Below are 13,861 nucleotides of genomic sequence, written 5' to 3' on the forward strand. Positions count from 1 at the left end.
CGCACGGGTCGGGATCGTGACTCGATGACCTGGTTCAGCAATCTTCCTATCCGCGTCAAGCTGCTGGGCAGCTTCTCTCTTGCCATCGCCCTGATGGCCATCGCCACCATCTTCGCCCTCCGCTCGGCCAGCTCCGCCGCCGGCGCCACCAGCGACCTGTACAACGTTCAATTCAAGGGCCAGATGACCCTCGATGAAGCGAAGCAGGCGTTCCTGATGAGCAACATCAGCACGATGGACGCGCTGCTCGCTGAAGACCCCGGGGAAGCCGCCGAAGTCGTCGCCGAGGCCGAAGTCCATCAGACCCAGGCGCGGGCCACGCTCGCAGACTACGCCGCGACCCAGGCCGACCCCGAGATTCGCTCGGTCATCGAAGAAGCGCTTGCGGCGACCGATGTGCTCCTCGAAATCCGCAAGGAAGTCTTCGCCTACATCGTCGCCGGACGCACTGCCGAAGGGATCGATCTCAACGAGAACGGCGCGAACGGCAAGCCCTCGGGCGACAAGACGGCACAGGCAGTGGTGGACCTCCTCAACGAAGCCACCGTGCTCAGCCAGGGCCTCGCCGCCCAGGTACAGGATGATTCCGCGTCCTCGGCCAGTTCCGCAATCCGCAACTCGGCCATTCTCGGGGTCGTCGCCGCCCTCGTCGGGTTGGGACTCGCCTTCGTGATCAGCCAGGCTATCCGCAATGCCGTCGCCGGAGTCGTCGACCGCCTCCAGTCCATCGAGCAGAACTGCATCACCGATCTTTCCCAGGGGATGAGTGCCTTCGCGGCAGGCGATCTCACATTCGAAGTTCAGCCCACCACCCCAAGGATCCCTCGCCCATCCCAGGATGAAGTCGGCCGCGCCGGCGCGACCATCAATGTCGTGCTCGACAAGCTCGCCGCTACCATCGCCACCTATAACGAAGCCCGCTTGAGCCTCTCGCGCATCGTCAGCGATGTTCGCACTGGCGCCGGCTCACTCCTCGATTCATCGGACTCGTTGAAGGAGTCGTCGGATCAGATGGCGGCCGCCACAAGCCAGATCGCCGAAGCCATCACCGACGTCACCCGTTCCGCAGTCAACCTCTCCGGCCTCTCACAGGAGTCCGCCCGGGAAGTCGAACAGGTTGCCGCTGGCTCCGTCCAGCTCGCCTCCGCCGCCCGCGCCAACGCGGATTCGGCCGGCGAAAGCAGCCTGGAAGCCAACCGCATGCAGGAAAGCATCCAGTATGTTTCGAGTTCCTCGGAGATGGTCGCCGCCTCTGCCGAACAGTCCCGGAGCGCCGCCCAGAGCGGACAGGAAGCCGTCGCTCGTGCCATGACCTCTATGGAAGCGATCGCCGCGGCTGTCGTCCGCGCCGCTGAAACCGTCGGCCAGCTGGGAGAGTTCGGTCAACAGATCGGCGACATCGTGAAGACCATCGACGAGATTGCCGCCCAGACGAACCTCCTCGCGCTCAACGCCGCCATCGAAGCCGCCCGTGCCGGCGAACAGGGCCGCGGCTTCGCCGTCGTCGCCGAAAACGTCCGCTCGCTGGCCGAACGGTCCAGCGGCTCGACAAAGGAAATCGCCGACCTCATCGCCAAGGTCCAATCCGCCACCCGCGAAGCAGTCGATGTCATGGCCGTCGGCGTCCGCGATGTCGAAGCGGGCACCGAAGTGACCGCCGAAGCTGGCCGGGCTCTCGATTCCATCATCGCCTCGGTCCGCGAGTCCGCCGTCCAGATGCAACAGATCGCGAAAGACGTCCAGGAGCTCTCGGGCGCCGCCACGCGGATCGTCAACAGCGCCGGCCAGATCTCCCGGTCCGCGGGCGAATCGGCCGAGGCCGCCAGCTCCATGGCGACCGGCACCAGCCGCGTGACTGAAGCCATCCTCCAGGTGTCGGCGACCAGCGAGGAGACCTCGGCTTCTGCCGAAGAAGTCTCCGCCTCCACCGAACAGCTCTCCGCCCAGTCGCAAGAGCTGGCGGCGACTGCGAGCCAGGTGAAGGTCGTCGCCGAGGGCCTCGATCAGGCAGTCGCCCGCTTCAAGATCGCCGCCTGAGCCGGCCCCGATGAGATGCGCCGGAGAGCGCAGGGCTTCCCTGCCTCTCCCCGCTCTTTTCTCTTTCCTCTTTCCCTTCCTCTTTCCTCTTTCCTCTTTCCTCTTTCCTCTTTATCGGTGCTACCATCCACTCTCCGGGCAACTGGCGAGTTCGCGGAGCACCGCGAGGGAACCCGGTCTATCGCATGGTCGCTCGCCTGGGCCGAAGGTCTCGTCGCATACCCTGCGCACGGGGCCTTTCTCTTTCCCCGGGATGTGCGATGGCATTCGTTGCCCCTCGCTCCTCCCCCGTCGCTCCCACTGGAGGTGGACCCATGCGCGCACTCCTCGGCGTTTACGACAAGACCGGAATCGAAGACTTCGCCCGCGGCCTCGTTGCCCTCGGCTGGGAGATCGTCTCCACCGGAGGCACCTTTGCCGCCCTCGAAAAGGCCGGTATCCCCGTCCGCAAAGTCGAGGACATCACCGGCTTCCCCGAAATGCTCGACGGCCGCGTCAAGACCCTCCACCCCGTCGTCCATGGAGGCATCCTCGCCCGGCGCGACCTGCCCGCCCACATGGCTGCCCTCGCCGCACACAACATCGGCGGCATCGACCTCGTCTGCTGCAACCTCTACCCGTTCGTCGCCACCGTCACCAAACCCGGCGGTGTCAGCTTCGAAGAGGGCATCGAGAACATCGATATCGGCGGCCCGACGATGCTTCGCGCCGCCGCCAAGAACCACAATGACGTCATCGTCGTCGTCAGCCCCGGCGACTACGGGCCAATCCTCAACCACCTCAAGGACGACGGCGGCGTCTCGAAGGAGGCGCGCCTCCACCTGGCCTACAAGGCGTTCGCCCACACCGCCGCCTACGATTCCGCCGTCTCCGAGTGGCTCCACGGACAGGCCCACCCGGGTGAAACGCCGGAGACACAGACGCTGCCCATGAAGCTCGCCCAGGAGCTCCGCTACGGCGAAAACCCCCATCAGTCGGCTGCCTTCTACACCGACCAGTCCCTCCGCGAGCACGGCCGCGGCGGCATTGCTACCGCCGTCCAGCACCACGGCAAAGAGATGTCCTACAACAACTACCTCGATGCCGACGCCGCCTGGAACTGCGTGAACGACTTCACCGGCCCGAGCTGCGTCATCGTCAAGCACACGAACCCTTGCGGCGTTGCCACTCGCGGTGACCTGCTGGAAGCCTACCGCCTCGCCGTCCGCGCCGACGCGACCAGCGCCTACGGCGGCATCGTCGCCTTCAACCGCGTCGTCGATGAAGCACTCGCCCGCGAACTGCGCGAGTTCCGCAGCCCGAACGACGGCGAGACGCGCATGTTCTACGAAATCGTCGTCGCCCCCGGTTACACTCCCGAAGGGCTCACCGTCCTCAAAGGCAAGTCGAAGGACCTCCGCATCCTCGAAGCCCAGCCTCACGCACCCGGCGGCAAGTCGTACCGCCAGGTCGGCGGGGGCTGGCTCGTCCAGGACGCCGACGACCGCACCCCGGAGGAGATCGAGTTCAAGGTCGTCACTGAACGCCAGCCCACGCCGCAGGAACTCGAAGACCTGAAGTTCGCCTGGCGCTGTGTGAAGCATGTGAAGAGCAACGCCATCACCGTCGCCAGGGACGGCCGCCTTCTCGGCATGGGCAGCGGCCAGCCAAACCGTGTGAAGAGCGTGGAGATCGCCATGGAAAAAGCTGGCGATGAAGTCGCTGGCGCAGTCCTGGCCAGCGATGCCTTCTTCCCCTTCGCCTGGGGCGACTCCATCGAGAAGGCCTGCCAGGCCGGGATCAAGGTCATCGTCCATCCCGGCGGCTCCCTCCGCGACCAGGATGGCATCGACTGCTGCAACCAGTACGGCGTAACCATGGTCCTCACCGGCACCCGCCACTTCCGGCACTGAAAGGGCGCCCAATGCGGGCGGGCCAGTCATGGCCCGCCCGCGCACCCCAACCCGGAACGCCCCGCGGCCACCAAACTCGCCCGCTGCCCCCACCCCGAGGCGGGCCAGTCATGGCCCGCGTGCGCACCCCAACCGGAACCCCCCGCGGCCACCAAACCCGCCCGCTGCCTCCTCCCCGAGGCGGGCCAGTCATGGCCCGCGTGCGCCCCCAACCCGAACCCCCCGCGGCCACCAAACCCGAACGCGCCCCACCCCGAGGCGGGCCAGTCATGGCCCGCGTGCGCACCCCAACCCGGAACCCCCCGCGGCCACCAAACCCGCCCGCTGCCCCCACCCCGAGGCGGGCCAGCCATGGCCCGCGTGCGTACCCCAACCCGGAACCCCCGCGGCCACCAAACTCGCACCGCCCGGTGGATCCGAGTGTCCCGCATGACAACAATGCCCCAAACAAACCATCAGGGGCATGAAATGCAGTTCACTTCCGAAGTCACGGAAATGGGAGTCACCGAGCGCGCGTTCGCGCTGGAGGTCGCCGGCGAACGCGTACCGGGCATCGTCTGGACGCCTGAAGGTGCGGCCGGCCCACGTCCCGTGGTCCTCATGGGCCATGGCGGCACGCAGCACAAGCGGGTCGATACCCTGCTGGCCCGAGCTCGGTCCTACGCCCGGCATCAGCGCTGGGCGGTAGTCGCCATCGATGCGCCGGCGCACGGCGAAAGGACGACGCCGGAAGCGGCGGCCGCCGCCCGCACGAACCTCCAGGCGCGCATCGGGTCGCGCACGCAGGGTTTCGATCCGGAGGCCGCCCGCCAGATGATGAAACGTACCCTGCAGGCCGTGCCGGAATGGCAGGCCACCCTCGACGCCGTCCGTGCAATCCCGGGAGTGGGCGAGGGGCCGGTCGGCTATTGGGGCGTCTCCATGGGCACGTCCATAGGTGTGCCATTTCTCGCCGCCGAGCCGCGGGTGCAGTGTGCCGTCCTCGGCCTCAACGGCCTGCGCCAGGGAGCGGACGAATTCGCCCGGCAAGCAGCCAGCATCACGATCCCGCTGCTCTTCGTCTTCCAGCGCCACGATGAGCTGGTAAACGTCGAGGCCGGGCTCGCACTCTTTGACGCCTTCGGCGCCAAAGAAAAGACCATGCACATCAACCCCGGCGGTCACGTCGGCATCCCGGCTCACGAACGCGAAGAATTCGAAAGGTTCTTCCTCCGCCACCTCGGGCCGGGCGGCGAGTAGCGCGTCACTTGTTGCCCTGCTCTCTCGTCTCGGCGCCAGGGCTACCCGCCCGGGCGGTCCCTACGCGCCCGCTTTCTTCCGTTCGCGATACGCCTTCATCTTCGCCCGAGTCCCGCACAAGCCCATCGCGCACCACTTCTTCGAACCGTTCTTCGATTCGTCGTAGTAAGCCCAGCCGCACCCCTGGCACGCCTTGAAGCGGCCGAACTCGCCTTCCACCGTCGCCCGGTAGGCGATGGCCAGGAACCGGGCGAGGGCCCGCGGCACACCGGACCCCCCGGGCTCGACCTGGAGCCCGCCCGCCGGCCCGGCCGTTACCTTCAGTGGGGCTCGCGCGTTGAGTTCTTCGATGGCCGAGATGGGTGCGAGGGTCCAGGGGGTAGCCGCTGTTGGCGACGCACATCGCACGGGCCGCCGCCCGCGAATGCCGTGCCAGCCGGACATCGTCTTCGGTTACCGCCTCGTCCCCGTCGAGCATGCCCAGGCCGGTCAGCCAATCCTTCAGCTTGCCGGGAGTGTCGATAGCGTCGGTCTCGTCACGGGTCCACAGGAATTGCAGGAAAAGATCGCGGTCGGCCGGGTCCATCACCGCTTCACGATACCACAAGTGGTTCCATAAGCGTAACCAGCAATTGGTATTGACAGGTAACGTTGCTACCGGCTAACTTCGAATAGCAGTAACGGAACGAAAGGAGCCGACCACCATGGAATACACCTACCTCGCCCGCGAACGTCTGGATTACTTCGAACGCGAGCACCGGGCGATGTACCTCGTCGCCGAGGCCCAGCGCCTCGGCCTCGTACGCCGCCGGTCGCTGGCTGCCAGCGTCGACGGCCTTCTCATCCGGGCCGGGAAGGGCGCCCGGCGCCGCCAGGCCCGCCGCGACTATGCCGCCGCCAACCATCGCAGCCTCGCTTCCTAACCGTCCCCGCCCAGTTCACCCACAGCGGACGCCGGCTGCATCGCAGCCGGCGTCTTCGCGCCCACGACTCGCGCAGGCGAAGATTCCGCCTTTCGAACAGCGATTGATGGCCCCACGGTCATCCTCCACTGCACCCCTCCGGCGGATGATCGTGGGCGATACGGCCCGCTGCTGGAGGTTTCTGAGGCTTGGAAACGCAAACCGTCTGCGGGAGTTGCGGCGCGTTCCTGGGCAGCGATGCGAAGTTCTGCCGCGCATGCGGTCAGGCTGTCGTATGCGCCTCGTGCGGCGCCCAAATCGGGGCCGGCGCGAAGTTCTGCAAGGCTTGCGGCCAGGCCCTCGGGCAAGGCGTCGTTGGAGTTCGCGCCGCCACCCCCTCAGGTCGCCGTTTCCGCGCCTGCGCAGAACGCTCCGCCCCGGCGCAAACGGCCCCTGGGACGCCGAGCGCTGGGCGTCGCGGGGACGGCCGTCGTCGCGACACTCGGCATTGGTCTCGCCGCGATGATCGTTCTCCGTGGCGGTGGCGAGAAGGCCGCCGATGACGGCAAGCCCGGCAACGTCCAGGAGAGCAGCATCATCGTCCTCGACGAGGCCCCGGGTGAGGGCGCGACCCGGCCGCATCTTCGCCTCGAACATCCGGCCGGCGCTGTCGCGGATGTCCCGGGCGGCCCGGTCGTCTTCGGCGCCGGGGTCGACCTCAAACGCATCCAGGTTGCGGACGCGAGCCCGGCCTGGGATCGCGGCGGCATCGCCTGGCGGTTCGAGTCGGTCGCCGGCATCACCATCAAGGATGCCGTCAAGGTCGACCTCCCGGCGGCCGGTGCCGCGGGCGAGACCGTCGTCGCCCAATCGCAGTTCGGGGCATGGATCGAGATCCCGTCCGCGGTCGTCTCCCTGCCGAACGGTAAGCCCGGCCGCCGCCTGGAAGTCCGGGACATCCCGGCGCCGTGGGTGGTCGCGGTCGCCACGCCGAAGGCGGGGTTCGCCGGCGCTGCCACCAAGAACGAGGCCGTCCGCCTCGAAACGCTCTACTGGACCGATCGCGCCGCCTGGCAGCGGGAGGTCGAAGCCTGGCTCCCCCAGGCTGAAACAGTGCTCGCAGACCACCCCGAGGGGTACGCCTCGCTCCTGGTCCAGTCCCGCTCACCATCCGACTTCGCAATCGATCTCGAAAACGCCCTCCGGCTCCTCGGCGGCGCCCGAATCGCGATGCTCGGTTCTGGCGCGATGCTCGCGGGCGGCCCGTTCACGGCGTCGCTCCCAGGCACCGGGCTGACCGGCTTCCAGCTCTACGTCGCGGGCATCGATAGGCTCGCGCAACTCCGCGCCGAATGGGTGCTCGCATGGAAACGCTGGGTCGGCGAAGGCTACCCGCTCGATGAGATGCTCTTCGACTCCACCGGCACGACCGTCGAGCAGGCCCTCGAATCCGCGCTCTACGCATGGGCGCCATGGGGCGTCGATTTCACCCGCTGGCTCGTCCGCACGCAGGCGCTCCCGGCGTTCGATCTGCGGGTCCTCCGTCCTTACGGCGAGCTCTACTTCACCGATGCCGTGATTACAGGCGCCGGCAGCGAATCGCACCCGGAGATGGAGACCGCCATCACCGAGGCTTCGAAACCCTTCGTCGCCGGCAGCGTCAACGTCATCCGCTACCTCCGGGTCTATTCCACCTGGGCGATAGAAAGCACCTCGTGGATCGACACGCTTCGCTCCTGGAAGGAGAGCGTGGACGACTGGATTGAGAAATGGGAGGTAGCGGCTGCCGCGGTCGGCTTGCTGGTGGGCACGGTCACTCCAGCGGGCTTCGCGGTCACTGCCGGCCTCTACGCCACCGGCGGCACCGACACCCTCGTTGACTACCTCGGCGGTCTCTATGCGGAAGAGGGCGACGGTCAGGCCTGGGCCGAGTTCGAGGTCTTCGGAGACGAGATCGGGGCCGGGATCGCCGCCCCCCTCGCCCTCGCCTGGGCCGAAAGTAAGAGCCCCGACTTCCACTCGCTGCTGACCGACGGAGAAGAATCGGTCTTCGAACTCAAGATGGAAAAGGCCGAGATGATCTCGAAGATCATCGACATCACTCTCACGATCGCCGCCATCAACACCGACTGGTACATGCTCAAAGATGTGCGTGCCATCAGCGCCGGCACCCAGGGATACTGCCCCGCCGGCGATTGCGGCGTCCTCACCAGCACGGCGATCCCGCCAATCCAGGCGCTGGCAATCGTTGAAGGCACCCTCAAGCCCGAGGATCGCGACGCCTACCCGTCTTCCGGCAGCCGCCTGCTTGCCTGGGACATGCAGTACGTCGGTGAAACGAAGCCCAACCTCCACGAACTCTTCCACAGCAGCTACGACCGTCGCCAGGACAGCGAGTGGGCCGCTGTCGGGCAGCTCAGCCTGAACCAGCCCAGAAAAGGCCCCTGGACGGGCAGCCTGGGCGACCTCCCGTTTGCGCCCCACAAGCCCGAGGCCGGCCCGGTTTCCCTCTCCTACGCCTACCGCGGTCAACCGCACATGCAGGCGATCCGTCTTGCCATCCCCAACGCCACCCTCAAGACCATCGCCAGCGAGTACAAGCTTGGCGCCTCGCCGGACTTCAAGGACTATGGCCTCCGCCTCGTGGTAAAGGCGGCCGACGGTACGCGCAACGTCTTCACCCTCGAGGAAGCGGCCGAGCCTCGTCCCGGCGACAAGAAGGACACGACCTACGTCACCGTCCAGCTGACGCGGGACGGGTTCGAACCGGAAGACGGGGTCCTGGAGTCGCTGCCCGACGGCTACGCTGGCGCCCGCCAGCGCATGGAAGAGGGGATCCTCAGGACCAAGCTCACCGCCACCATCAGTGCCCTCGCCGACCAGACCGACAGGCTCACCTATGCGCTCGACTTCACCAAGTCACCGGCACGCCTCGTCCAGGCCGACCCGGAAGACCCCGAATCGCCGCGCGTCCACCTCTACGATGCCGCGGGTGTCGAAGGGGCCGCCCTCTTCGTCGGCACGACAAGTGAAGACCGCCCGATCGAGATCCTGGTCGATTTCTCCAAGAGGACCTGGCAAGTGCAGCGATGGGGGATCGCGGCCCACACCGTGAAACTCCCGTCCGGCGGGACGTGCAGCAACGAAGAGGCTGTCATCGGGCTGGCCCCGGAGGTGGCAGAGCAGTTCGACTCCGATCTGCAGAAGACACTCGTTAACTACTGGCTGAGTGGAATCCTCGTGGAGAACCGCCTGACACGAGGCCCGCTGCCACCTGCCTGGGACGCCGGGGAGATCCCGCCGTATGTCTATGAGGACTTCGGGACTCTGAACGCTTCACAGACGACGATCTCGAATGAATCGTTGGAGGTCTGGTTCAGCAACATCATGGGCTGTCCGCTCGACGTCGTCAGCTACACCGCCAGGCGTCAGTAGCGCCGGCATCGCGTTTCCGGTCGCGGGTGGATTGGAGCGACACCGTGAGAAGACCCGCTTCGCGCCCGGCACCGACTGAGGCGAGCCCGTATAGTCCACTCCTGCGATGCCCGAAGCCGCCGGCCCTCTCGCGGGTCTCCTCGCCGTCGATTTCGCCACACCCCGCGCCGAACTCGCGGGGAGGATGCTGGCCGAACTCGGGGCCACCGTCATCAAGGTCGAACCGCCCGGCGGCGCGCCGGCGCGCTTCTTCCCCCCGTTCGATGAAGCGAAGCCGCTCGGCCCCGAAACCTCGCTCTATTGGGCCTCCGTCGCTAACGGCAAGAAGAGCGTCGTCATTGACATCGAAGACGCGGAGGACCGCCGCAAACTCGATCCCCTCCTCCAGCAGGCCGACTTCGTCATCGAGAGCTTCGACCCCGGTTACATGGCTGGCCTCGGGCTCGGGTACGTACAACTCGCCGCCGTCAACCCGCGCGTCATCTATGCCTCCGTCACGCCCTACGGCCAGGCCGGCCCGGATGCCCTCAGTCCCGCTACCGATCTGACGATCGAAGCTGCCGGCGCCCTCGTTGGCCTCCAGGGAGATGCTGATCGGCCACCCGTGCCCGTCGGATACCCGCAGGCATCCTTCCACGGTGGCGCCCAGGCTGCCGCCGACTGCCTCGTCGCCCTCAACGAACGTGAACGCTCCGGGCGCGGGCAGCACCTCGACGTCTCCATGCAGGCCGCAATGGTCTGGACCCTGATGAGCGCCACTGGCTATCCCCCCAATACTGGAAACGACCCACCCGTCAGCGGGCCGAACCGGCTCGTCCCGCTCCCCTCGCCGCTGCCGGGCATCGCCCTCCCCCGCCAGTGGGAGTGCGCCGATGGATACGTCACCGTCCAGCTCGTCGGCGGGCGCGTCGGCAAGACGCCGCTCCATTCCGTCCTCCAGTGGGCTGAAGCTGATGGTCTCGTCCCGGCCGAGCTGCGCGGGCGCAACTGGTCCACCTGGGCCGCCGATCTCATGGCCGGGACGCTCACACTCGAAGATGCGAAGCTCGCGCTCGAAGCTGTCCGCGCCTGTTTCAAGCTCCACACGCAACACGAACTCATGCAGATGGGCACCGATGCCGGCCTCCTCCTGGCGCCGATCCTGCGCATCGATGGCCTCCTCTCCGATCCCCAGCTGAAGTCCCGCGACTACTGGGTCAGCGTCGAAGGCCGCACCCAGCCCGGTATCCCGGTCCGCCTCTCCGGCACGCCCATGGCGCCGCCCCAGCGCCCGCCGCGTCTCGGCGAACACCAGGATATCCTCGCTTCCTTCGCCCCCCGGCCGCAGGTGCCGCCTCCGCCGAACGTCGCCCGGCGCCGCGCATTCGAAGGGCTCAAAGTCGCCGATTTCGCCTGGATCGGCGTCGGCCCCATCGTCTCGAAGGCGCTCGCCGACCATGGTGCGACCGTCGTCCATATCGAGTCGTTCAGCCGCCCGGACCTGCTCCGCACCATCCCGCCGTTCAAGGACAACGTCCCCGGGCTCGACCACGCCCAGTTCATGGCGAACTTCAACAGTTCGAAGCTCGGTATCAACCTCAACCTCCAGAGTGAGGCCGGCCTCGAACTCGCCCGGAAGCTCGTCGCCTGGGCGGATGTCGTAACGGAAAGCTTCACGGCCGGCGCCATCGCCCGCCTCGGCCTCAGCTACGAAGAGGTCTCGAAGGACCGCCCGGAACTCGTGATGTTCAGCACCTGTCTCCGCGGACAGACCGGCCCGCAACGTTCCTACGGCGGCTACGGCGGCCAGGGCGCCGCCCTCGCCGGCATCTACGGCATCACCGGCTGGCCGGACCGCATCCCCCACGGCCCCTGGGGCGCCTACACCGATTTCGTCGCGCCCCGCTACGGCGTCGCTGCCATCGCCGCCGCCATCCGCCACCGCAACCTGACCGGCGAGGGCCAGCACATCGACCTCGCCCAGGTAGAAGCCGCCATCCACTTCATCGAACCGGCCGTCCTCGATTACACCGTGAACGGTCGCCTCGCTCCTCCCGCCGGCCACGAATCGCTCTACGCCAGCCCCCACGGCGTCTATCGCTGCCAGGGGGTTGAGCGTTACGTCGCCATCGCCTGCGAAACGGCGCAGCAGTGGCAGCACCTCCTTGCCGTCGCCCCGCTCGCCGCCTTCGCCGATGCCAGGTTCGACCAGCTCGAAGCGCGCCTCGCCCACGACCGCGAGATCGACGCCGCCCTCGAAGCCTGGTGCGCCGGCTTCGACCGCGACGACCTGACCGCCCTCCTGAAGCGCTCCGGCGTCCCCACCGCCGCCGTCCTCCGCCCGTCCGAGCTCTACACCGACGCCCAGCTCGCCCACCGCGACTTCTTCAAGGTCCTCAACCACACCGCGATGGGCCCAACCCCCTACGACGGCCCTGTCACCCTCTTCAGCGAAACCCCGCCGGCCTATACCGCCGCCCCCTGCCTCGGCGAACACACCGAGCAAGTCCTCCGCGAAGTCCTCGGCCTCTCCGAAGACGAAATCAGCGCCTACGCCGCCCGTGGCGCCATCACCTGAACCAAACCCCCTCCCTGAGGCGGGCCAGCCATGGCCCGCGTGCGCACCCCAACCCGGAACGCCAGGCTGCCACCACCACCCGCTCGCCCGCCACCGCATCCGCCTACCACGCGGGACAAAACTGCCTCGCCAACGCCTGCCGGGCGCCCCCCCCGAACGCCAGGCTGCCACCACCACCCGCTCGCCCGCCACCGCATCCGCCTACCACGCGACGCATAGCCGCCTCGCCACACACCCCCGCGTGGGCACCCCAACCACACCGCCTCCTGCCACCACACCACTCCCCTCTCCCAAGCCTGGGAGAGGGGCCGGGGGTGAGGGACCTATGCGCCCCCCGACTCCCCGGGCCAACGGCCCCCCCGCTGCCAACAGCCCCTTTGCCCTCTCCCACCCCGCCCCAACCGTGGTTCGCACTCCCACTCCCGAGGCGACCACCCGTGCCCCCTGCTTTCGCGCTTCCCGAATCACCCCTCCCGCTCCAGCTCCAGCATCTCGACCATGACCGCCTCTCCCGCTACCGCGAGAATCTCGCCTTCTATGAGGGCCGCCAGTGGCCCGGCCGAGCCCGCCGCGGCGAACGCCGACTCACCTTCAACTACGCCAAAGCCTTCGTCGATAAGGTCACCAGCTACCTCCTCAACGGCTCCTCCATCCAGGTCGAAGGCGGCGAAACGCCCGAAGGCCGCGCCCGCGCCGCCAGTGCCGAACGCGCTCTCCGCGAAGCCGCCGCACTCAATGGCCTCGCCCAGCTCGACTACGAAACCGAGCTCGATTGCGCCGTCCTCGGCGACGCCTGCTACAAGGTCACGTGGGATGCCGAGGCCGGCAACGTCCGCGTCACCGCTCCCGACGTGCAGGGCATCTTCGCCTGGCGCGAACCCGATGACCCCGCGCGCCTGACCGCCGTCGCCTCCCGGTACCGCTTCGGCTCGCCCGATTCCCTGGTCACCGAACACTGGACGGCGGCCACCTTCGACCTCTGGCGCGAGAACGACCTCGTCGCCAGCGAGCCGAACCCCTACGGCTTCATCCCTTTCATCCTCTTTCCGAACGTGCGCGAGCCGAAGCAGCACTGGGGTTCGAGCGACGTTCCATCGCTGATCGAGCCGAACCGCGAGCTGAACCGTGCCTTCAGCCAGCTCAGCCAGATCCTCGAACTCTCCGGAAACCCCATCGCCGTCCTCGAAGGCGTGCAGGGCTCCCAGGACATCGCCGTCGAACCCGGCGCCGTCTGGGAAGTCCCCGAAAGCGCCCGTGCCTACCTCCTCGACCTGCTCCAGGGCGGCGGCGTCGCCCTCCACCGCGACTACATCGACCTGGTCTACCGGGCGATGCACGACCTCGGCGAGTCCCCGAGGACGGCCTTCGGCCACAACCCGCAGGGACTCTCGGGTGTCGCGCTCAATACCGAATTGGACCCCATCGCGCGGAAAGTTCTCCGCAAGCAGCGCATCCGCACCGCCGTCTATGAGCGCCGCGCCACCATGATGCTCGACCTTCTCGCGCGCTTCGGCGGGCTCGACGCCGAAGGCCTCCGCCCGGTCATGCAGTGGGGTCCAATCCTGCCCATCGACCGCTCCCGCCAGGTGTCCGATGAACGCTCCCTCGTCGAAGCGGGTATCAGCTCCCGGCGTTCCGCGGCCGCCCGCCTCGGCGCCGATGACCCGGAGGCGGAGTGGGCCCGCGTCCGCCTCGAGTCGGCTGCCTCGGGAGCGCCGTAACTAATGTCACATTTTCGACGCCATTCGCATGGGATATTACCCACGTATTGTTTGAAAGTTAGGTATGCCTAATACTAG

The 13,861-nt window shown here is 67.5% G+C and carries 9 protein-coding genes and 1 riboswitch; of the genes, 8 read left to right on the top strand and 1 reads right to left on the bottom strand.

All coding sequences use genetic code 11. The annotated features are described in order from the left end of the window. The first annotated feature begins 24 nt into the window (after window positions 1-24). The 3 genes from IPG14_RS16050 (at window position 25) to IPG14_RS16060 (ending at window position 5,168) form a co-directional block, all read left to right on the top strand. Complete coding sequence (locus IPG14_RS16050) at window positions 25-2,037, top strand: methyl-accepting chemotaxis protein (protein ID WP_343392490.1); 2,013 nt, start codon at window positions 25-27, stop codon at window positions 2,035-2,037. 128 nt (window positions 2,038-2,165) lie between these two features. Next, a riboswitch (ZMP/ZTP riboswitch) is annotated at window positions 2,166-2,247 on the top strand. A gap of 104 nt (window positions 2,248-2,351) precedes the next feature. Then, window positions 2,352-3,929, top strand: a complete 1,578-nt coding sequence (purH, locus tag IPG14_RS16055) for a bifunctional phosphoribosylaminoimidazolecarboxamide formyltransferase/IMP cyclohydrolase (RefSeq protein ID WP_343392491.1) — start codon at window positions 2,352-2,354, stop codon at window positions 3,927-3,929. A 468-nt stretch (window positions 3,930-4,397) separates the two neighbouring features. Continuing rightward, a complete protein-coding gene (locus tag IPG14_RS16060; protein ID WP_343392492.1) occupies window positions 4,398-5,168 on the top strand; it encodes an alpha/beta hydrolase in 771 nt (256 codons plus the stop codon). A 60-nt stretch (window positions 5,169-5,228) separates the two neighbouring features. On the opposite strand, the gene IPG14_RS16065 is transcribed toward IPG14_RS16060, so the two are convergent. Then, a complete protein-coding gene (locus IPG14_RS16065) occupies window positions 5,229-5,435 on the bottom strand; it encodes a CGNR zinc finger domain-containing protein (protein ID WP_343392493.1) in 207 nt (68 codons plus the stop codon). 82 nt (window positions 5,436-5,517) lie between these two features. Between IPG14_RS16065 and IPG14_RS16070 the strand changes: the two genes are divergently transcribed. From IPG14_RS16070 to IPG14_RS16090, 5 genes are all read left to right on the top strand, one after another. Further along, window positions 5,518-5,787, top strand: a complete 270-nt coding sequence (locus tag IPG14_RS16070; RefSeq protein WP_343392494.1) for a hypothetical protein — start codon at window positions 5,518-5,520, stop codon at window positions 5,785-5,787. Window positions 5,788-5,872: 85 nt separating this feature from the next. Beyond that, the gene (locus IPG14_RS16075) at window positions 5,873-6,091 is read left to right on the top strand and encodes a hypothetical protein (RefSeq protein ID WP_343392495.1); all 219 of its coding nucleotides are present in this window, start codon (window positions 5,873-5,875) and stop codon (window positions 6,089-6,091) included. A gap of 354 nt (window positions 6,092-6,445) precedes the next feature. Next, window positions 6,446-9,505, top strand: coding sequence for a hypothetical protein (locus IPG14_RS16080; RefSeq protein WP_343392496.1), 3,060 nt, complete (start codon window positions 6,446-6,448; stop codon window positions 9,503-9,505). Window positions 9,506-9,611: 106 nt separating this feature from the next. After that, complete coding sequence (locus IPG14_RS16085; RefSeq protein WP_343392497.1) at window positions 9,612-12,062, top strand: CoA transferase; 2,451 nt, start codon at window positions 9,612-9,614, stop codon at window positions 12,060-12,062. 437 nt (window positions 12,063-12,499) lie between these two features. Then, window positions 12,500-13,783, top strand: a complete 1,284-nt coding sequence (locus IPG14_RS16090; protein ID WP_343392498.1) for a phage portal protein — start codon at window positions 12,500-12,502, stop codon at window positions 13,781-13,783. The last annotated feature ends 78 nt before the right edge of the window (window positions 13,784-13,861 follow it).

Origin of the sequence: Candidatus Amarobacter glycogenicus, assembly GCF_016704105.1 — a bacterium.
Classification (GTDB): Bacteria; Chloroflexota; Dehalococcoidia; order Tepidiformales; family Tepidiformaceae; genus Amarobacter; species Amarobacter glycogenicus.